The 21,830-nt window shown below is 44.8% G+C and carries 16 protein-coding genes and 1 pseudogene; 8 read left to right on the top strand and 9 right to left on the bottom strand.

Annotation, left to right across the window (positions count from 1 at the left end; all coding sequences use genetic code 11):
- Window positions 1-35: 35 nt before the first annotated feature.
- Complete coding sequence (locus tag AC0WRU_RS12350; protein WP_025685691.1) at window positions 36-242, bottom strand: hypothetical protein; 207 nt, start codon at window positions 240-242, stop codon at window positions 36-38.
- 59 nt (window positions 243-301) lie between these two features.
- On the bottom strand, window positions 302-886 hold the full coding sequence (gene clpP, locus AC0WRU_RS12345) for an ATP-dependent Clp endopeptidase proteolytic subunit ClpP (RefSeq protein ID WP_013310269.1): 585 nt from the start codon (window positions 884-886) through the stop codon (window positions 302-304).
- Window positions 887-1,085: 199 nt separating this feature from the next.
- Between clpP and AC0WRU_RS12340 the strand changes: the two genes are divergently transcribed.
- Complete coding sequence (locus tag AC0WRU_RS12340) at window positions 1,086-1,802, top strand: RNA polymerase sigma factor (protein ID WP_476124712.1); 717 nt, start codon at window positions 1,086-1,088, stop codon at window positions 1,800-1,802.
- Window positions 1,803-2,477: 675 nt separating this feature from the next.
- Here AC0WRU_RS12340 and AC0WRU_RS12335 read toward each other — a convergent pair.
- Window positions 2,478-2,621, bottom strand: coding sequence for a hypothetical protein (locus AC0WRU_RS12335; protein WP_476124710.1), 144 nt, complete (start codon window positions 2,619-2,621; stop codon window positions 2,478-2,480).
- A gap of 266 nt (window positions 2,622-2,887) precedes the next feature.
- Between AC0WRU_RS12335 and AC0WRU_RS12330 the strand changes: the two are divergent.
- Window positions 2,888-3,383, top strand: a pseudogene (locus AC0WRU_RS12330) (DUF2798 domain-containing protein).
- Between the two features lie 214 nt (window positions 3,384-3,597).
- Here the strand turns inward: AC0WRU_RS12330 and map are convergent.
- The gene (map, locus tag AC0WRU_RS12325) at window positions 3,598-4,344 is read right to left on the bottom strand and encodes a type I methionyl aminopeptidase (protein WP_476124708.1); all 747 of its coding nucleotides are present in this window, start codon (window positions 4,342-4,344) and stop codon (window positions 3,598-3,600) included.
- A gap of 26 nt (window positions 4,345-4,370) precedes the next feature.
- Entirely contained in the window at window positions 4,371-5,093 is a 723-nt protein-coding gene (locus AC0WRU_RS12320; RefSeq protein ID WP_476124706.1) for a TetR/AcrR family transcriptional regulator, read from the bottom strand.
- Between the two features lie 401 nt (window positions 5,094-5,494).
- Between AC0WRU_RS12320 and AC0WRU_RS12315 the strand changes: the two genes are divergently transcribed.
- The 5 genes from AC0WRU_RS12315 to AC0WRU_RS12295 all read left to right on the top strand — a co-directional run bounded on the left by AC0WRU_RS12315 (window position 5,495) and on the right by AC0WRU_RS12295 (window position 14,652).
- A complete protein-coding gene (locus AC0WRU_RS12315) occupies window positions 5,495-5,764 on the top strand; it encodes a CD3324 family protein (RefSeq protein ID WP_476128631.1) in 270 nt (89 codons plus the stop codon).
- 392 nt (window positions 5,765-6,156) lie between these two features.
- Entirely contained in the window at window positions 6,157-7,161 is a 1,005-nt protein-coding gene (locus AC0WRU_RS12310) for an alpha/beta hydrolase fold domain-containing protein (RefSeq protein WP_476124704.1), read from the top strand.
- A gap of 317 nt (window positions 7,162-7,478) precedes the next feature.
- A complete protein-coding gene (locus AC0WRU_RS12305; RefSeq protein WP_476128517.1) occupies window positions 7,479-9,545 on the top strand; it encodes a thioredoxin domain-containing protein in 2,067 nt (688 codons plus the stop codon).
- 399 nt (window positions 9,546-9,944) lie between these two features.
- Window positions 9,945-11,945: a methyl-accepting chemotaxis protein gene (locus tag AC0WRU_RS12300; RefSeq protein WP_476128516.1), complete on the top strand. Its 2,001-nt coding sequence runs from the start codon at window positions 9,945-9,947 to the stop codon at window positions 11,943-11,945.
- A gap of 145 nt (window positions 11,946-12,090) precedes the next feature.
- A complete protein-coding gene (locus AC0WRU_RS12295) occupies window positions 12,091-14,652 on the top strand; it encodes a hybrid sensor histidine kinase/response regulator (protein WP_476128515.1) in 2,562 nt (853 codons plus the stop codon).
- A gap of 5 nt (window positions 14,653-14,657) precedes the next feature.
- Here the strand turns inward: AC0WRU_RS12295 and AC0WRU_RS12290 are convergent, their stop codons facing one another.
- Window positions 14,658-15,350: a response regulator transcription factor gene (locus AC0WRU_RS12290; RefSeq protein WP_476128514.1), complete on the bottom strand. Its 693-nt coding sequence runs from the start codon at window positions 15,348-15,350 to the stop codon at window positions 14,658-14,660.
- Window positions 15,351-15,903: 553 nt separating this feature from the next.
- Between AC0WRU_RS12290 and ectB the strand changes: the two genes are divergently transcribed.
- Window positions 15,904-17,166 carry a diaminobutyrate--2-oxoglutarate transaminase gene (gene ectB / locus AC0WRU_RS12285; protein WP_476128513.1) on the top strand — a complete coding sequence of 421 codons (1,263 nt, stop codon included), beginning with the start codon at window positions 15,904-15,906 and terminating at the stop codon, window positions 17,164-17,166.
- Between the two features lie 307 nt (window positions 17,167-17,473).
- Here the strand turns inward: ectB and AC0WRU_RS12280 are convergent, their stop codons facing one another.
- The 3 genes from AC0WRU_RS12280 to AC0WRU_RS12270 form a co-directional block, all read right to left on the bottom strand.
- A complete protein-coding gene (locus AC0WRU_RS12280) occupies window positions 17,474-17,992 on the bottom strand; it encodes an NAD(P)H-dependent oxidoreductase (protein WP_476128512.1) in 519 nt (172 codons plus the stop codon).
- A gap of 164 nt (window positions 17,993-18,156) precedes the next feature.
- Complete coding sequence (locus AC0WRU_RS12275) at window positions 18,157-19,275, bottom strand: GGDEF domain-containing protein (protein ID WP_476128511.1); 1,119 nt, start codon at window positions 19,273-19,275, stop codon at window positions 18,157-18,159.
- A gap of 107 nt (window positions 19,276-19,382) precedes the next feature.
- Window positions 19,383-21,818: a glycoside hydrolase family 94 protein gene (locus tag AC0WRU_RS12270; protein WP_476128510.1), complete on the bottom strand. Its 2,436-nt coding sequence runs from the start codon at window positions 21,816-21,818 to the stop codon at window positions 19,383-19,385.
- Window positions 21,819-21,830: the final 12 nt, after the last annotated feature.

The following is a 21,830-nucleotide window of genomic DNA, read 5'->3' as shown; positions in this document are numbered from 1 at the left end:
TTGAATCGGCGAGTGTTAATAATGCTAAAATAGGTTCATGGGGCGAATCCAACTCTGTAGCGTTGCCGTTCCTTAATGTCAATGGATACGGTGCGAATGGACGTAATAGGAATAACAAGCGTCTGATATTGCGTAAGGTATTTAACGAACTTGTCGTCAATCTGATCCAATATCCCGTCGCATGCATTTGTCCCATCTATAAAATGAATAGTTACTTCCTTGCCTTGTAAGCTTGCTAACATGATATCACCTCGTATTATTTCTTGAAGTTTCTTGCGGATCATTAGGTTTTGAGCATACACTACAAAGAAGTTATCACTTGATCAATAACACCATATTCCAGTGCCTCCTGAGCGGACATGTAAAAATCCCGGTCCATATCTTTTTCGACTTTTTCAAAAGATTGCCCGGTCCGTTCAGCTGTGATACGGGTTGCCTTTTCACGAGTCCATAAAATTCGTTTTGCGCTGATCGCAATATCACTGGCCTGCCCTTGTGCGCCTCCGTGCGGCTGATGGATCATAATTTCACTGTTCGGCAGCGCCGAACGTTTCCCTTTGGCGCCCGCCAGCAACAGGATCGCGCCAAACGAAGCAGCAAATCCCGTACATATCGTATGTACATCGGGTTTGATGTACTGCATCGTATCATAAATGGCAAATCCTGCGGAAGTAGAGCCACCCGGGCTGTTGATGTACATGTAAATTTCTTTTTCCGGATCTTCTGCCGCCAGGAACAATAATTGAGCAATAATACTGTTAGCCAAATGATCGTCGATGGCTGCCCCTACAAACACAATACGATCCTTTAGTAGTCTGGAATAGATATCGTACGATCTTTCACCTTGAGCGGTTTGCTCGACAACATAAGGAACATAAACACTCATTTTTGATACCCCCATTTTCTTGGTTCAGTTGATTTCTCCTTGTAAACGAACCGAGGTCGTAAAAAGATACGGAGGTTTCAAAGGGAAAACGATTTGCGTAAATGGTGTAACTTTTATAACCACTTGTTCGTTTACATTGGAGGTAGCAAATGGCTTTGCTTTAGAAAAGGGCAGAATAAGACCGTGGAGGAGAAGGCCTATGAAGATAGATAATTCTATTCAAATGACAGACAATATAATGAACATTGAGAACTTGGAGGAATTACAGGCGGTCCTGAAACGTTACTGTCTGTCGCTTACGAAATCAAATTGGGATGCGGAAGAATTGGCTCAGGACACTTGGGTAAAAGCATTAGGAAAGCTAAATAGCTTTGAGCATACAAATCCCAAAGCGCTTTTGCTGCGGATTGCTAAGAACACCTGGATTGATGATATACGGAGAAAAGCAGTTTACACTCGGATATTGAATAAGGAACAAGCGAAAGTAACCGTACCGGATAATGAATCTTTTGAAATCGAGATAGCGTTGCAGTCCTTAATGAATCATTTATCTCCGCTTCAGAGAACTGTATTTTTGCTGCGAGATGTATTTGGCTATTCGATTAATGAGACATCCGACATGCTCGAAACAACGGAGGGAGCTGTAAAAGTTGCACTCCACCGGGCACGAAAATCGCTTGGAGCAGTCAAGGAGGATCTTCTCAAAGGAGAGTTATCCTTACCGGAAAGTGAAAACTCGAAGACTTTTCTAAGGGCGTTGACGGCGGCATATCAGATGGGAGATATTGCAGCAATGGTTATGCTCTCCCATCAGGATGCAATGGAGCCGGACGTGGTGATCGGAATCGTTAATAATAAGCTGACCCGAGGTCTCGCTTCAATAAAACAAAATACCATGAGTATGATGGCGGCGTAGTTTGGGAAGAGAAATGCGGAGCTGATCCTAGTGAAGATAAGAATCCCATAGTCTTATATCATGCAATGACACGGATAGGAAAAGAGGGCTTCCGTACAGAGAAAATGATAAAAAAATCAAGTGGATTATCATTAAAAATGGAACCCCAAGATAAACTATTAGGTTATTATAAGGTGGGAGACCTAGCAATAGCGACTTTGATAAAACTTGGAGAAAAAAAAGAAGAAATATCTGGATGAATGCATTTAATTTAAACTTATTTCAACTCAAACCATGAGGAGAAATAAGTTTATTTGTATCTAATGGGGATAAACCAAACAAAGAGGATACGTAATCAATCGATGCATGGGACAAGCACATTGCGAATTTGTCTAGCAAAGCAATCTACCTGAACGAAATAAGTAATATCTTCTTTGGATTGGCCGAATTGATTAAAAAGTACATCGTCTGTTTCCTTAACTACCTTGGCCATAATTTTTATCATTTCATCTTTATAGTCAAACACATTTTCGGTTGCATATAGAAATTTGCTAATATGATTCAAGTGTGTTGTATCGCCATATTGATATTCGCAAAATCCTCATCTATAATAATTTTCATCTTCCTTGCTGTTCCACAGGTTTTGGGCTTTCATGTTTGTGATATGTCTAACAAGTGATTCCTCCGTATTAACAGCTAGAAACAAGGTGACAAAATCGCTATCTGTCCAAAAGCACAAGCGTAAACCTTCTCCTTCTTCACTTCTTCCAGCATGCTTTTAAGATCATCGAGAAATCCTGCCCTAAATCTTTCCTCAAATTCATTCAGAAAATTGCTCATCTGGTTCATATACTCCTTTATGAGTTTTATGCTTGATTATATTTTACATTATTTAGATTGTCATATTTTTCTAATTAAAATTAGTTAGGGCTTGTTCAACTAACTGGCAGAAAAAAATGTTTTAGAAATCCTTCCATTTGTTTTAAAAAAGTTGTTTAATTGCTAAATCAGTGTGTAGAGATATTGGTATTAGTTTTAATGACCAAAAATATATGTCGCATGATACGTCTACCATCTGAAATATTTTTATTTCGGAGGGGAACAATATGTATAAGGAAGAAAGACTGCCTCAAAACGCAAAAGAAGGCATATTATTTTTATTGATTATTTCAATTATTTCAGTGAACACGATCGCCCCGATTATTATGGGGTTGGAATGCGGCTTTAGTAAAGAAAATTATTTAGAAACGCTAAAGATTATTCCGTTTATGTGGATTATCGTTGTTTTGTTTAGTAAGATTGGTTGCAGGACCGTTAGTGGGGAAGATGATACCCAAATTCGTAGGACAAACAGATGGATTCAATGCTAGAGTTTTATTGAATACTTTATTGAATGTTACGGTCTTATCTATTCTTCTAACCATTATAGGAACTTGGGTTGGTACGAAACAAATAAGCCTAGAACCTTTTCAGAACTTCTTTCACAGTTGGTTTAGAAATTTTGGTGTAGCATTTTGGATTGAGCTATTGATTGCTCAGCCAATAGCAAGATTTGCAATGAAAAAAATACACGCAAGACAGGCTAGCCAAGAGAGAGTGTAAATCCGTAACACGATACCAAAGTCATAATAAAAAACCGCATAACAACGTGTTTTTTCGTAAATCGGTAAGTTACAAACCATGTAAAAAAACGCTTGTCCCAGGCTGGAACCAGCGCTTTTTCGCGGTTTTGATTACGGACTTTCGTCAGGTCAAGCAGGCCGGGTTGGCGACTTATTTCCTAAAATGACGCATTGCCGTCCGTTCGCCTTTATTCTTACTGGGCCGTTAAAATCAGCGGTCCGTCCGACGTAACTGCGATCGTATGTTCATATTGCGCCGACAACTTGCCGTCGGCCGTTCTCGCCGTCCACTGATCGTCGTCGATCGTGATACGGAACGTACCTTCGTTGACCATCGGTTCAATCGTAAACACCATGCCTTCCTTTAACCGAATGCCTTTGCCAGCTACGCCGATATGCTCGTAGCTCGGCTCCTCGTGCAGGCTCCGCCCGATCCCGTGCGCCAGCAGATCGCGTACGACCGAAAACCCGTTTGCTTCCGCATGCTGTTGAATCGCCGACGTTATGTCGCCGAGCCGGCCCCCGGGGAGTGCCCGGGCGATCCCCAGATCCAAACATTCCTTTGTCACCTTCATTAGTTTTTGCGCTTCCGGCCGGATATTGCCCACCGCATAGCACCAGCACGAATCGCCGAACCATCCGCCGTATTCCACGACGATGTCGAGCTTCAGCAAGTCGCCGTCCATAAGCGCACGGTTCGAAGGAATGCCGTGGGCCACCACATCGTTGACCGAAATGCAGGTTTCGGCGGGGAAACCGTTGTAGCCTTTCGTAAACTGCTTGCCGCCCAGCTTGGTGATGTGTCTGGCAACAAAGTCATTGATTTCCCGGGTGGTGATCCCAGGCTCGATCAGTTTGGCCACCTCGCGGTAGCAGTCCGCAACGATTTGGCTCGCCGGCTTCATCTCTTCAATTTCCCTAGGTGATTTTAAAATGATCATCTTTGTCTATTCGCTCCTTATCAATTCTATAATTTTAAAAATCGGGCGATATCCCTGGCCTCCTCGTGCAGCTTTCCGCGGCGAAGCGAAAGCGAGGCGCAGCCGACCAAGGCGGCCAGCAGCATTTCCGCGCGCTGTAGCCGATACGGCGGCTCCGCCGCGTTTCCGCCGGAAGCGGTAGCCCCGTCCGCCGCACGACCGGTTTCCAGCAGCGCGGCAAGCGGCGCGAGCACTTCCCGGCGAAAGGCGGCCGAGAGCGGGGCTGAGCGCGCTTCAGGCAGCGAAGCAAAGCCCTCACCGGCCAGCTTATGCAGCAGGTACAGGGCGTGGTCCTCCGCCCAAAGCTGCAGCAGCCGGATGCCGGCGGCGGCGACGGGGCCAAGCTCTGCGGCAGCGGCCGTTTCGCGGCTTCCGCTTTGGGAATCCGCAGCAGCCGAGTTCCCGGTGTCCGCCGCAGCAGCCAAGCCGAAATGCCCGCCCGCCGGTGCCTCCCCCGAAGCCGAAGCGCGTGGGTCCTTCAGCCATCCCCCGGCCCGCTCCAACGCGTCCCATAGCAGATCGTGGAGCAAATTGCCCTTATTGCTGTAATAATGGTATACCGTGCCATAGCCAAGTCCCGCCTGCACGGCCACATCGCGGATTTCCAGTAAAGGCCCTTTATTCAAAAACACATCGGCAGCGGCTTTCCGGATTTGCGCCAGACGCCGCAGCCGGATCTCTTCATTTTGTTCCTTCGTGCGTGGAGACATCTCGTCCGTTCACCTCTTTTATTTTTTGACCTACTCTTATGTCAATATAAAACATCGGCTTGCGAATAACAAGAGTCGGGCAAACAAAAGTCCCGGCAACACCTCATAAACGAATGAAGATCAGTTATATATCAGCTCAATTTTAATGGTTTGATTGTACTGATATCATTTAGCTGGTCCCAGGTGAGCAGAAGTTATGCTATACTTGCGAAGTAAAAGGGGGTGCCTACTGATGGAGAATCTATTGGGATTGTCTGTGACTTCTTACACTCATGCAAAGCCAATTATTAGGAAAGCGTTACTTTGTATGGGGCGAATCAAATTTTAACGCTGAACAAGCTTTTTTAATATTTTTGGCTTTGCACCTTATTTTAAAGAATCAAAATAAGGGGCGAGCAAAATTGAGATATACGAATGCTACAAAAGTTTTACCTCAAAAACTAATTATGGAAATCCAAAAATATATTCAAGGAGAGACTCTGTATATTCCTAAGCCAAAAACGGAATATATGGATTGGGGAAGTTTGAGTGGCGGGAGACGGTTGCTTGAACAGCGAAATGCTGCAATCAGAAATGCTTTTCAAAATAGCAGCAGTATCGAGCAATTAGCTAAGGAGTTTTTCCTCTCTACCGAAACCATTAAGAAAATTGTTTATTCACATAAAAAGTAGATGGACATAACGTGATGAGCTTAGGGCGTGACCGGATGATCGCGGTGAAAAACCAATCCGGTCACGTCTTTTTGTTTGGCAAAAGATTTGATCCCACCGCCGATAGGTACAGCCAACGTTCACCCAATCGGTAGTTTATCGTTTCCAGTTCTTCGTATTACCTCCCACATCCAGATTCCTAAATATTTTTATGGCATTTCATTTTCTATTCCAAAGGTTGTACTTCATTTTTTACATTATTGTTTTTATGTCAAAAATGATTCTAAATCGTTGTTTTCATTTATAAAGTTTATTTTAATCTTTAAAATATGAATATAAACGATAGCAACAATTGAAGGGAAATATGTATTGATTAATTGTCATTAAAACAAGAAAGTGAGGAAACGATTACTATGGGGGAGCAAAAAAGTAGAAGTAGACATCTCATTGATCCAGAAATTATCAGTGCAGTTGATTTAATACCAACAACCGATCTTACCGAATCTACACTAATGGAAGCACGTAAAAATCAATCTCAAATGATGCAACAAATAGATGTAACGCAGATGTTCCCTATTACATTAGAAAAAAAGGTTGTGCCAAGTTATTTTAGTGGTCCAGATATTCAAATAGAAATCATTAAGCCCAAACAATCCAAGCATCATAAGATGCCTCTATATTATTCGATACACGGAGGCGGGATGGTCTTAGGAAGTCCAGTCGTGGATCGTCCTGCTAATGCATCTCTTGCTGCACAACATGGTTTTTGTTGTGTATCTGTGTACTATCGCCTAGCACCAGAGCATGTACAGCCAAGTCAGTTACAGGATTGTTATTCGGGCCTAAAATGGTGTATTGAACATGCGGAAGAATTAGGGATAGATACTCAGAAAGTTGCCGTTGGGGGCAGCAGCGCTGGCGGCGGTTTGGCGGCTGGCCTAGCCTTGTACATTCGTGATCAGAAGGAATTCGAAATCCATCATCTAAGATTAATGAGGCCCATGCTAGATGATCGCACAAGTACCGCACCAGAGCATCCATACGCAGGAGAGTTTATTTGGACAAAACAAAGTAATTATTTTGGCTGGAAATCTGTATTGGGGGATGAACCGGGTCAGGAGGAGGTAAGTGAGTATTATGTGCCAGCCCGTGCTAAGTCATTGGCCGGGTTACCACCGACTTATATAAATATAGGTACCATTGATTTATTCATTGATGAAGCCTTATTTTTTGCAAAACAACTGGCCTTTGATGGTGTCTTAGTGGAATTACATGTCTATCCCGGGTACCATCATATATCTCCCACGTTTCCAGATGCGCATTTTTCAAAAGAAGGGGCCAGAACAAGTGAATACGCCTTACTGAAAGCTCTAGAGATATTTGATATAAATTCTAATGAGTATAATGCTAAACGCTAATAAGATCCTAATGCAGTAAATAAAGCACTGATGGAGAATATTCATCAGTGCTTTTCATATCTACTTATGATCTGAATGCGACCTCCCTCAGCGTGTCAATGTCGCCAAGGCGATTGCGTTAAAACCCAAGTTGATCGTGTTGGATGAGTCGGTGAGGGGGATGGATAATAGTGTGCTACCTGATGTACTTGATACTTTTTAACAATGTATTAATTCTAATCTGATATTATCTTTTTTCATCCCTTCCGACTTTTACCACCCATTTAGGGTAAAATAGTACCAAGCATAAAATCTAACTACGGAAGTGGTGATGTCCCATGACAACGAGCAGCAAACCGAATAGACTAGCCAAGGAAAAATCACCGTATTTGCTACAGCATGCTCACAATCCAGTAAATTGGTTCCCTTGGTCAGATGAGGCTTTTGAAATTGCTAAGCGTGATAACAAGCCTATTTTCCTATCTGTCGGCTATTCCACTTGCCATTGGTGCCATGTAATGGGGAGAGAATCTTTCGAGGATGAAGAAGTAGCTGAGGTATTAAACCGGGATTACGTATCCATTAAGGTGGATCGTGAAGAACGTCCGGATGTGGATCATATCTATATGTCCATCTGTCAGACGATGACGGGGCATGGGGGCTGGCCACTGACGATATTGATGACGCCGGATCAGAAGCCTTTTTTTGCGGGTACGTATTTGCCCAAGGAGCAGAAGTTTGGACGTGTCGGACTGTTGGAGCTGCTGGACAAGGTGGGTATCCGGTGGAAAGAACAGCCGGAAGAGCTAGTGGAGCTGAGTGAGCAGGTGCTTACCGAGCATGAGCGGCAGGACTTGCTTGCAGGTTATCGCGGTGAACTGGATGAACAGAGCCTGAATAAAGCTTTCCATGAATACAGCCACACCTTCGATAAGGAATATGGCGGCTTCGGGGAGGCTCCCAAGTTTCCTTCTCCGCATAACCTGTCTTTTTTGCTGCGATATGCACAGCATACGGGGAATCAACAGGCACTGGAAATGGCAGAGAAGACGCTGGATGCGATGTCACGGGGCGGAATCTACGACCATGTAGGCATGGGATTCTCACGATACTCCGTGGACGAGAAGTGGTTGGTGCCGCATTTTGAAAAAATGCTGTATGACAATGCTCTGTTGGCCATTGCGTATACAGAGGCTTGGCAGGTGACAGGCAAGGAACTGTACCGACGGATTACAGAACAAATCTTTACATATATAACAAGGGACATGACGGATGCAGGTGGTGCCTTTTATTCGGCGGAGGATGCGGATTCCGAAGGAGAAGAGGGGAGATTCTACGTCTGGGACGACTCCGAGATAAGGGCTGTACTAGGCGATGAGGATGCCGCCTTTTTCAACGATTTATATGGGATTACATCTTACGGAAATTTTGAAGGCCACAACATTCCAAACCTGATTGATATCAATCTGGAAGCCTACGGGATCAAGCATGACTTGACTGAGCAGGAACTGGAGCAGCGGGTTAGTGAGCTACGCGCCAAGCTGTTTGCTGCCAGAGAGCAGCGGGTTCATCCTCACAAGGATGACAAGATTTTGACCTCGTGGAACGGGTTGATGATTGCTGCTCTGGCGAAGGCGGGACAAGCTTTTGGAGACACAAAATATACAGAGCAAGCTCAGAAGGCTGAGACGTTTTTGTGGAACCATTTGAGACAGGAGAACGGACGGCTGTTGGCACGTTATAGGGACGGAGAAGCAGCTTATCCCGGTTATGTAGATGATTATGCTTTTTATGTGTGGGGCTTGATCGAGCTATACCAGGCGACCTTCGATATAGAGTATCTGCAACGGGCGTTGACGCTCAATCAAAATATGATCGACTTATTCTGGGATGAGGAACGGGACGGATTATTCTTTTACGGGTCAGATAGTGAGCAGCTAATTGCCAAGCCTAAAGAAATCTATGACGGAGCCATTCCGTCGGGTAACAGCATCGCGGCCTATAATTTTGTGCGGCTTGCACGACTAACGGGTGAATCTCGATTGGAGAGCTATGCAGCCAAGCAGTTTAAGGCTTTTGGCGGTATGGTTGCTCATTACCCGTCAGGCTATTCGGCGTTGCTCAGCTCGCTGCTGTATGCAACAGGAACGACAAAAGAGATTGTGATTGTAGGACATAGGGATGATCCGCAGACCGTACAGTTCATTCAGGCGGTTCGAGCTGGATTTCGGCCGAATACGGTCGTTATTTTGAAGGATGAAGGACAGTCGGAGATGGCAGATACGGTTCCTTATATTAGTGATTACGAACTTGTGGATGGCAAACCAGCCGTATATGTGTGTGAGCATTTTGCCTGTCAGGCACCTGTTACCAGGCTTGACGATCTGAAGGCATTGTTGGATTAAATTGAATAAAGCAAGCAAACCTAATCCCCTTGAGAGTAGCAAGCATATGGTGATTTTCGAAAATGACCCTATGTTAGCTACCTTCAAGGGGATTATTTTCATGTTAAGAGGTAGGTATAGTGAGATGAAACTAATATTTTCTTAACATGTGCTACGCATTTTTTTTAATATTTTTTAGGTATATTATATCAAAGAACCGGTTCCGATCAGCCTTGCTCTATTCAAAAATAAGTACATATACCTATTTAACTAGCGTGTTTATATCTTTTTATGTACAAGCGTTTTAGCAGCAGATGTGAAAAACGTGAAAGAGAGTCTGTCGGGTGATTGTCATCATCGGCAAGACGAAGAGGTTCACCATAGGTTAGGAAATCCGTGATGAAATGGAGATGTTCATGAATGAAGAAGTTTTCGGAAAAGAAGTGGCTAGTCGCAAGGATTTTCAGCAAGAATTTTAAAACGAAGCTCATAGTCGCCTTTATTGCATTTCTGATTTTACCGTCCATGATCGTGGGGGCTTTGTCGTTTGAGAGCGCCAGTCAGCAGATTCGAAACCAGATTGAAGAAAGTGCCGAGCAGGCGATCATCCGCACTAATTTTATTATTGATAGTACTATTGAACCCAAAGTACATGACGCAGAATATTTTGCGGAAACACTAAAAGGAAATCGGGTAGAGACGGAGGAACAAGCGGCCAAACTGGAAGAGTTTTTCAAGCAATATGTTACACTCCATCCTGATGCAGAATCCATCTATTATGGTACGAAGGACGGTAAATTTACAACCTATCCACAGAAGCAATTACCGGATAATTATGATCCACGAGTCAGACCTTGGTACGATGAAGCGATAAAGGAACAAGCAAAGACAGTGATTAGTTCTCCCTATCTTTCGGCAAGCTCGAAGCAAATGACGGTTACGGTGTCCAGGGCAACGTCAGATGGATCGGGTGTTATTGGCATTGACCTGAAAATTAGTGGTATTAAAAAGACGTTGAACAATATTAAAGTAGGTCATGAGGGTTATGCCATATTGCTGAACAGCAACCATACTTACATTGTTCATCCGACGAAGGAACCAGGCACCAAAATTGCAGATATTGAATCACGCATGTTTCAGAGCGATACTGGTGCATACGAGTATGAGTATGAAGGCCAGCCCAAATATATGAACTATGCGACTAACAAGCTGACTGGCTGGAAGATAGGCGGAACGCTGTATTTGTCTGAAGTCGATGAAGCAGCACGACCGATTTTGATCAGCACTTTACTAACCATCGTTGGTTGTCTTGTGATTGGTATTATCATCGTTTATTTCCTGATCCGTTCCATCATCAAACCGATTTTAAAGTTAAAAGAACAAGCGGTAAATGTGAGCGCCGGAGATCTGACACAGGACATTCAAGTAAAGAGCGAGGACGAGATCGGAGAATTAGGAGTGGCTTTTCAAAATATGCAGGATAACTTGCGATCTGTTATTCAGAATGTAGGGAACAGTGCAGAGCATGTTGCGATTTCTTCGAATGAACTGACAATAAGCGCGGAACAAACCAGTGCTGCAAGTGAGCAGGTGTCCCAGGCTGTGCAAGAAATTGCCAGCGGTGCAGAGAAGCAGACTACAGGGCTGGAAAATAATTCGGTGGCACTGGATGAAATTGCACAAGGGATCACCCAAATCGCTGAACGCTCGATTTTGGTAGCCGATTTGGCTAGACGATCTGCCTTGCAAGCCGAGGAAGGACGAAAGTCTGTGGAGCAGACAGGCGAGCAAATGAATTCCATTCATCAATCAGTAGAGCGTTCCAACCAGATGATTCAAACCTTGCAAGCCCGCTCTCATGAAATCGGTGAAATTACGAAGGTCATCGGCGATATCTCCAATCAGACAAACCTGCTGGCCTTGAATGCAGCTATTGAGGCAGCCAGAGCGGGTGATCATGGAAAAGGCTTTGCCGTCGTTGCTGATGAGGTGCGCAAGCTGGCAGAGCAGTCTCAGACATCCGCCACACAGATTGCCACCTTGATTGCCGAAATTCAGCATGAAACGGAAACAACAGTGAAGACGATGGACAGGGTTACGACTGAGGTGCAGGATGGACTGCAAATTTCCAAAGCAACCATTGTCAAGCTGGGTCATGCGATGGAAGGCATTCGAGAGACAACGCCTCAGGTAGAGGAGGTCGCTGCGATTGCACAGCAAATATCAGCCAGTGTACAAGAGATTGCGGCGACAGCCAACGAGCTGGCGACGATTGCAACCGGTAATGCCGCCACATCTGAGGAAGTTGCCGCCTCCTCACAAGAGCAGCTGGCTTCCATGGAGGAAATATCAGCTTCTGCACAGTTGCTTTCAACGATGGCTGCTGATTTGAAGGTGATGATCAGTCGTTTCAAATATTAAAACGAGCTTGAACCCTATGGGATCTATAGTACAATGAATGCTCGGGACAGTTCTTTAAGCCTTAAGGCATAAGGAATCTGTCCTGAGTTTTTTTATATTTTCGATATATCTCACAAAACATGGAGGATTATAAGGGGGCGAACACTTGGTTCGAGAATTAGTGTTATATGCTATCTTGATATTATTGTTAGTTTTGATTTTTCAGCGGCAGCTTGTTCGTCAGGCGATCACAGGTGTTTTTTATGGAGTGGCAGGAATTCTGTTCTTATATTTTGGCATAAGTGATAAAACACTGCTGACCTGCGTGCTGGAGCTAGGGATGGGTCTAATGTTCATGACTCTGTTTGTGCACGCTTTAACCACCTCTAAGTATTTATATGGACAACGTTTGTTAGACAAAGATCGTGATCTGCTGAATTTACTTCGGGTTCAACCTGGTTTTACCTTTAGGCTGGAGAAAAGTGGTGATGAATTTTATTATATGCTGCTTGAAGGTGAATTGCTGGAGCGCGTGGGTCTGAATCCGCAAGTCAACCACAATAAAAGGGAGCATGTGAAGCGTCTCGGGGACATTTTGGAGCTTTCCTCTGAAACGATGGAGCAGCTTAGTCAATACTACAAACAGGCCTGGTTCGGTGATCGGACCGTATTTGAATTGGAGTTTTGGGAATATTCGGCTCTCATTACCTTACATCCGGTTAGGGAGGACGGGAATACCAGGCATGTTATCGGTCACGCGTTGGATATTACGGAGTATAAAGCCTCTGAGCAGAAGAGAAAGGAGATGGACGAGGCTAACCATGCGAAAAGCGTTTTTTTGGCTCATATGAGTCACGAAATTCGCACCCCGCTGAATGGAATCATCGGTCTGTCAAAGCTGTTAAATAAGACTAAACTGACCGCCGTTCAAAGAGATTACCTCCACAAGCTTCTCGCCTCCTCGCGTACCCTTTCATCCATGCTCAGTAACGTATTGGACTTTTCCAAAATGGAAGCCGGCAGTCTGGAACTGGAAAAGGTAGAATTCGAGTCGGAAAAAATGCTTCGGCATCTCGCAGATACCGTTGGAACTTTGCTGGAACATAAGGAAATAGAGGTCGTATTTATAACGGACCCGGCATTACCAAAAAGGTTCAAGGGAGACCCGCTTCGCATGGAGCAGGTGCTTTTAAATCTTCTGACCAACGCCATCAAGTTCACCGATCAGGGGCATGTATTGTTACAGGTAAAAATGCTAAGCCAGCAGGACGGACGGGTAGGCGTTTCTTTTATGGTAGAAGATACGGGCATAGGAATTTCCGAGACGTGTATGGACAAGCTATTCATTCCTTTTACCCAGGCGAGTACATCAACCAGCCGCAGATATGGGGGCTCTGGGCTGGGGTTGGCCATTAGCAAGCATTTGGCTGAAGCTATGGGCGGGAATATAGAGGTGAAAAGCCGATTAGGAGAGTACAGTCAATTTTACTTTAATGTCGAGTTGGATACTAGGGAATTGAATGCAGGAAGCACACGAATAGAAAAACAAATAGCCGGCAAAGCCTTGATTGTTGCGCAGCATGAACTGGTGAGATACAGTTTGAACGAACTACTGCAAGATTTGGGGCTAAACACATTCACTATTTCATCCTTTCAAGAAAGTGTGGATGCTTTTCAAAAGGGTGAGCATTTTGATTTTATTATGATTGATATGGGGATGGAAGGCTTTAGAGAACTGGCCCCCCGGAGGCAATGGCTTCAAATGCTGGATAGGCAGATAACTCAGATCATTGGACTTACAACCGTGTTTCAGATGGAAGCAATAGCTGTTGGGGACATGGATCATGTGGTGGATGCCTTTTTGTCCAAGCCCGTTACCCGGAACGCTCTGCTGGAGGTTCTCCGCTGGAAGAAGGAACAGTCAGTGTCAGCAGATGATATTATTCTGGAGGCTCATGCGACGATGATTTCTCGTAATGAGGTGTCGGGCATAACACAGAAGTATCAAATCCTTATAGCAGAGGACAACGAGATTAACCAGGTGGTGATTACCGAGTTTTTGACAGAGCGGAACTTTGGGGTGACGATGGTCACGAACGGAAAAGAACTAATAGAGCTACTGGAGCTGCGTCACTGGGATATGGTGCTGCTTGATCTGTATATGCCGGAGATGGATGGTTTTGAGACGGCCAGACATATTCGAAGAAACAAAGCCTTTAACAGGCTTCCCATTATCGCTTTTACCGCTGATGCTGTGCAGCATGAACAGGAAGTTTGTCTTCGTGCCGGTATTAATGCCGTGCTGCTCAAGCCTATCCATGAACTGACCTCTGCTAGAGTGTTAGCTAGCTGGATCAATTTAGCGTGGCTACAAGAATTACATGGTATTCACGCTGAGCAGGCGATAGCCGCTATGGATGGCAAGGTGTATATTTTTCAATTTGCCCTTTACAAATGGATTCAGGAATACCAGCATCTCGATAAAAGAGTTGTGAGAAAAATGGACAATGGGCAGTTATCTTCTGCTCTTCGATTAATCCACTCGCTTAAGGGAGGAACGGGGAACCTGTGCGCACCTGAGTTGCTGGCAAAGGTGATAGAGCTGGAAAAGGCATTGAAGCGCAGCAATGAAACCTCAACAGGAGAACTATATCCAGACTGGAAAGAGCATCTGAGCACGGTTCAGAAGGATATTAACCAAATCAAGTCATCACTTCCCTGGAGCTGACCGTGTTATTGCAGAAATTTGTAGCCGATTCCCCAAATGGTCTTGATCAATTGCGGTTTCTTAGGGTCTTTTTCGATTTTTCTGCGTAAATGGTTAATATGTACGTCCACAGCCCTCTCATTAATAAAGGAGTCTGTGCCACGGAGAGCCTGAATCAAGGCATATCTGCTGAATACAATTCCCTGATTCAAATAAAAAAGCTTCATGAGCTCAAATTCCGAATATGTTGTCTCCACCATCTGACCATTAACGGTAATCATTCTTCTCGCTAGATCCAATGTAATGCCCGTTTCAGCTTCGGCTTCAGGTGCAAGGCCTCTTCCTTGCAAGCGCGTGATTTCAATACGACGGAAAAGAGCCTCCATCCGTGCTTTTAGCTCTTGCATACTAAAAGGCTTGCAAATATAATCATCAGCTCCCAACGTAAGTGTACGAATGCGCTCTGATATGTTGTTTTCTGTAGAAATCACGATGATGGGCACATCCGTATGCTTGCGTATCAGTGGGCAGGGATTCACGCCATCCAAATCCGGAAGCAACAGGTCCAGCAAAATAATATCGGGCTGTACGATCTCAAGCTGGGTAATGCCCTCAGACGCTTGTTCCACTCGAGTAACGTTGTAGTCTTCTCCTGTTAAATACAAGGAAAGGGTATCTCCCAGCATATTGTCATCTTCAATAATTAAAACATTAGACATATTGATGTTTCCTTATCTATTTTTAAATTTTCAACGTTCTTTCTGATAGAGTAACCCCCTTTGGACAGTCTGTCAAAAGATCAGGGGGACCGGGTCAAACCCATAGCCTAACAGAACGAATTCATATCTTTTTGATATGGAAATATACTATTTTTGATATTTTTAGCTCTATTCCGACATTTTTCGTGGAAAATTAACAAAATGCCTTAAGCCTTAGACCCTCGATTACAAAAATTTAACAAAACACATCAGAATCATGCATTGACTTCAAAAATAATTATGGTATTTTATTACATAGGAGTGACATCTACTGATAGAGACCCCTTAGAAACCCCCACCACTTAATCTTCTGGAGTTTAATTTACTCTCAATAGGCTACTCTGCATTTATTTATCTGTACTCTATTCGTTCCCGTGATCGTACTCATGATTCTTTGGTGTGGCTACCCCTTTGCGATTCAGTCTGTCTTCTCATTTTAGATTACATATTTACACTTTTTTTGCTTTCCATGCTTGTATTTTTTCAAATCATGTCAGCGGGAGGACGAGAGATTATGAACACATTCGAAGCACTGGAGTCCAATGTAAGATCCTATTGCAGAAGTTTTCCGGTTATTTTCAACAAAGCGAAGAACGATGTGCTGTACACAGAGGCAGGAGAGGGATATATCGACTTTTTTGCCGGAGCAGGGGCTTTGAACTACGGGCACAATAATGATTTCATGAAAAACCGGCTTTTGGATTATTTAGCCTCAGACCGGATTATGCATGGTTTGGATATGTTTACGACGGCCAAACAGGAGTTTATTGAATCTTTCTCCGAGCGTATTCTCCAGCCCAAGGGGTTGAATTATAAGCTGCAATTTTGCGGTCCGACTGGTACTAATGCGGTGGAGGCGGCATTGAAGCTTGCGCGCAAGGTGAAGAAAAGAAATGGAATTTTTGCTTTTATGGGCGCGTTTCACGGCATGTCGCTAGGCGGTTTGTCTGTTACCAGTAACAACTCCATGCGAGAGAGCGCCGGTGTATCGTTGAATAACGTTACCTTCATCCCTTATAACAGTACGTTTAACGGCTTGGATACCATTTTATATATGGAGCAGCTTTTAACGGATACCCATTCCGGGGTGGAAAAGCCAGCGGCCATCATTCTGGAAACGGTACAGGCTGAGGGCGGTATTAACATCGCGGATACAGAATGGCTGCGTGATTTGCGGCAGCTGTGCGATGATCATGATATTTTGCTGATTATTGACGATATACAGGTTGGCTGCGGTCGAGTTGGTTCGTTCTTCTCGTTTGAGCGGGCGGGTATCGTTCCTGATATGGTTGTTTTGTCCAAGTCAATCAGTGGCTATGGTTTGCCGATGTCCCTGTTGCTGATCAAGCCGGAATTGGATATTTGGAGTCCTGGTGAGCACAATGGCACCTTCCGTGGAAATCAGCTTGCTTTTGTCGCTGCAAAGGCAGCGCTGGAGTTCAGGGATACGGTAGGGCTGGAAGCACAGGTGAAGGAAAAAGAGGCGTTTGTCCAGCAATTTTTGCGTGAACATATTCAAACCATCGATCCTCTCATTGAAATTCGCGGCTTGGGTCTGATCTGGGGAATTGATGTATCCCACCTGGGAGAAGCGTTCGCCAAGGAGGTTGCTACTCTCTGCTTTAGTAAGGGCCTCATCATTGAGCGGGCTGGACGTAACGATACGGTGATTAAAATTATGCCTGCGCTAACGATCAGCTTGGAAAACCTGCGTGAAGGCTGCAACATCATTAAAGAAAGCATGGTTCAGGTGTCCAGCACACTGGTTACTTTGTAAATCTTCATAGGCAGGTATTTCGAGCAGCATTATAGGCGGCCCTGTATGGGGAAGTATCTCGGACAAGGCAGGGGTGCAACGAACATTTATGCTGGCGTGGATTTTTGCTGTGCTTAGGGGCTGTGGTCTATGTATTAGGCTTCGTGCTGAATAGCAGGGGAAAAGTCGTTTCCGTGCAATCAGAACGCAATTCGTAATAATTCCTGATTTGAAAATTAAACTCAAAAAAAGCCCCCTGGTCGATAGACTGCCACATTCTGCGTCACAGCAGGTGGCAGCTCCAACCAAGGGGCTTTTTGCAATACAATTAAGAAGTAACGGTTTGCGCGTATCTTTGCGCGGATTGCTCAAGCTCCTCATCGGTCAGAACCCCAGCGCCATATTGCACGAAATAAGGGAGCAATTTGACACCAATCATATGGCTTGTACCTTCAAGAGGTCTCAACAGCTCTTCGATCGTGTATTTGTTCCGTCCGTCATGTTGATAGTTTTCCTCTACACTAGCGGCAGACAGAGCAATCAGTAACTCTTTGCCTTGCAGCTTGCCGCCTTCGCTTCCATAAGCCCAACCGTAAGTCAGAACCGCATCTTCCCATTTTTTCAGCAGGGAAGGGGTGCTATACCAGTAAAAAGGAAATTGCAGTACGATACGGTCATGCTGCTCCAGCAGTTCCTGCTCTTGAGCTACATTGATTTTCTCATCCGGGTATACTTCATACAGGTTATGAACGGTTACACCCGATTGCTTTTTGAGCTCCTGGACCCATCTTTTGTTAACGCGGGACTCCGCAAGATTAGGGTGGGCTACAATAACAAGTGTTGACATAAGAAAAACATCTCCTTCAACTTATTTTATGTAAGTAAATTACGTTATTACTTGTAATTATTATAGTTCCAGCTTATATTCTTGTCAAATGGCTTCTCTTTAAAAAAATAAATCCCCGGCAAGCGAGTGCCGGAGAAGTCATCCTGTGAGTATTCTCTGTCGAATTAGGCAATATGATTGAGCGAAACTATCTTATTCTTACCAGAACGCTTGGCTTGATATAGATAGTCATCCGCTTCCTGAAAGAACGCATCTTTGTTCATTTCTTCTGTATAGCTTTTCAGACCAATGCTTACGGTTACAGAAATGTTTTGCTTTTTTTCGTAAAAGGTCATCTTTTCCACTTCGTGCCGGATGTTTTCGGCGATTTGATAAGCTTCTTCAAAGGTATGCTCGAACATCAGGATGGCAAATTCCTCACCACCATAGCGGGCCGCAATATCATTTGCTGTAATCTGTTCTGTGATGATTTGCGAAATGCCCTCCAAAATTTTATCTCCGAACTGGTGCCCATAATTATCATTAATTTTCTTGAAATTGTCAATATCCACTAACGCGAGATGAATAATGGCGCCTTGTTCGGCATATTCGAGTGCTTTTTCATAGAAGTTCTGAAAGGACAAATGATTGTACAGCTTGGTTAACCCGTCGGTCATCGACATTTTGCTTATAATCGCGTTACTGATCATCAACTCCTGTTGGGCGCGTTGTGTTTTGTACAAATCCACTAACAAATCGCGGCCGCTTGCCTGAATAATAAGAGCGATAAAGGTAGACATAATCAAAAATGTCGGAATGGCCACGATATCAAAGCTCGACAAGTAGGTGCGGAATGATCTATCTACTGCCAGCAACAAAAAAAACACAACCACTTGTAATACAAAGGAAAGCCATATTAAGCGGCGGTTGAAGAATAGGACAGACGAGAAGATAGGTAACAAGCACAATGCCGTGATAATTCGGATATCGTAGTTTAGTCGAATGATCGTCCAGCAAATGACCGTGCTCGCAATAAACAGAATCACGAAAGAATACCTATTACATTTAAAATGAGCTATTTCTGCAAGCAAGTTGGAGCCGCTCATGATCAGCGTCGGAACAATAAGGGTTTCAACGTAAAATTCATAAGGCGAAGCGTGGTAATCAAGAAACAAATAGCAGCCCAACTGGGCGATAAAATGTACGGCTATAATCATCCAGTACAGTAATAACATTTTGCGTACCCAGCGGGCTTGCTTCATCTTGTAATCCATGGTTTGTGTAAGCCGTTTTGTCTTGGTCATGATGTCACCACACTTAATATATCTTTAGCCATTCTCGTATTATAAGATACTATGTGATGAAGTTGAAGCTAATTTTTTAGGGGTCGATTTAGGGGTCAATGTACTTGTCAGCCCAGTAGCACTTTAACCTGATGGATAGCACCATCTCCTGCAACCGGTAGAACATTGTCCGTGAGGACAGTTCCATCTATCGTGACTGTAGCTACACCTTTGGATAAATGTTGTGGATTCGTGATTTGGATCACGTAGGTATCGCCACGGAAGACGCGAGTGATTGTAAATTCGTCCCAGGCGGCAGGAATGCACGGATCAATACGCAGACCATCCCATTCCGGCTGAATGCCAAGAATAGACTGGGTAATGGCTACAAAGTTCCACGCCGCTGTGCCGGTCAGCCAGGAATTTTTCGCTTCGCCTTCACGAACGGCATCCTTGCCCGCAATCATTTGCGCATATACATAAGGCTCGGTGCGGTGGATGTCGCTGATGTCCTCCAGGTAGGCAGGAGCAATTTTGCTATACAGCTCAAAAGCGCGATCTCCACGGCCAATCACGGCCTCTGCCATCATAATCCACGGGTTATTGTGACAGAAGATGCCCGCATTTTCCTTGTACCCTGGAGGATAAGAGGATATTTCACCCAGATTGATGTAATAGCGCGAATAAGGCGGATTTTGCAGCACAATGCCATAGGGAGTCTCCAGTCGATCCCGTGTAGAGTCGAGCGCTTTTTGAGCCTGACCTTCCTCAACGCCGATTCCGGCCATCACGCAAAAACCCTGAGGCTCAATGAAAATTTGGCCTTCCTCACAATCCTTGCTACCGACTTTATTCCCATAGTGGTCGTAGGCTCGCAGAAACCAATCCCCATCAAAGCCATGCTCCAACGTGGCGGTCCGCATCCGATCCACATGGGCCTGGGCCGTGGCTGCTTCGTCATCTAATCCTCTACGCTTGCACAGCTCAATAAAATCTGGCCCTGTATATACGAATAGTCCGGCGATGAATACCGATTCCGCTATGCGACCCTCCAAATTTTGCGTGGTCTGATAGGACTCATCCGGTGTAGCAGAAAAACAATTCAGGTTCAAGCAGTCGTTCCAGTCTGCCCGGCCAATCAGTGGGAGACCATGCGGGCCGAGATTGTTAACTACATGATAAAAGGATCGCTTCAAATGCTCAAACAGGGTAGCGGTATGCTCTTCATTCCCATCGAATGGCACCTGTTCGTCCAATATGGAAAAGTCCCCCGTTTCTTTGATATACGCAGCGGTGCCAACAATTAGCCACAGCGGATCATCGTTGAAGCCGCCACCGACCTCGTGGTTTCCTTTTTTGGTTAAAGGCTGGTACTGATGATAAGCCCCGCCGTTATCAAATTGAGTGGAAGCGATATCGATAATCCGTTCCCGCGCTCGCTCCGGTATCTGGTGGACGAAGCCGAGCAAATCCTGATTCGAATCCCGGAAGCCCATACCACGCCTGATGCCAGATTCGAAATACGAAGCGGAACGCGACATATTGAACGTAACCATACATTGATACGGGTTCCATATATTCACCATCCGGTTCAGCTTGTCGTCGTGGCTCTGAATGGTGTATTTGGAGAGCAGGTTGTTCCAATAGGCCCGCAGCTCGCTCAAGGCTCGTTCAACATCGGCTTCATCCGCGAATTGAGCAATCATGGCATGAGCCTGCTTTTTGTTAATCACGCCAGGAGATTCCCATTTTTCATCCTCCGGATTTTCCACATAACCAAGTACAAAGTTAAGACTCGTTTCTTCACCTGGCTCCAGCGTGACTTCGATGCAATGCGATCCTACAGGCGACCACCCGCTGGCAATAGAGTTAGAGGCTTGCCCGGCGGTGACGGTTTGCGGCTGATCCAGCCCGTTGTATAGTCCCAGAAAAGCTTCACGGTCTGTATCGAATCCTGCCATTGGACGATTGACAGAGAAGAAAGCATAGTGGTTGCGGCGCTCACGATATTCCGTTTTGTGATAGATGACGGAGTCCTGTATTTCAACCTCGCCCGTGTTCAGGTTGCGTTGAAAATTGGTCATATCGTCATAGGCGTTCCACAGACAAAATTCCACGAAAGAAAAGAGCTTGATCTTTTTAGTCTGTGCAGAGGTGTTCTGAAGCTTGACCTGATGTACTTCTCCATCAAAGGACAGCGGTACAAGAGCCAACTGCGTCGCCCGGATATCGTTACGTTCACCCATAATTGAAGTATAGCCAAGCCCATGTCGGCACTCATACAGATCCAGCTCCCGTTTGACCGGCATCCAGCCTGGTGTCCAGTAATCCCCGTCATCATGAATATAAAAATAGCGACCACCGTTATCGACAGGAATATTGTTGTATCGGTATCGTGTTAAGCGACGTAAGCGCGCATCCCGGTAAAATGCATAGCCGCCAGCTGTATTGGAGATCAGTCCAAAAAAACGTTCGTTGCCTAAATAATTGATCCAGGGATATGGGGTTTGAGGGGTGTGGATGACATATTCTTGGTTAGCATCATCGAAGAAACCGTACTTCATGGCGCAGAACTC

The organism is Paenibacillus sp. 1-8 (assembly GCF_056316205.1).
The sequence above is the reverse complement of the archived record's forward strand: the minus strand, read 5'-3'. Positions and strand labels throughout refer to the sequence as shown.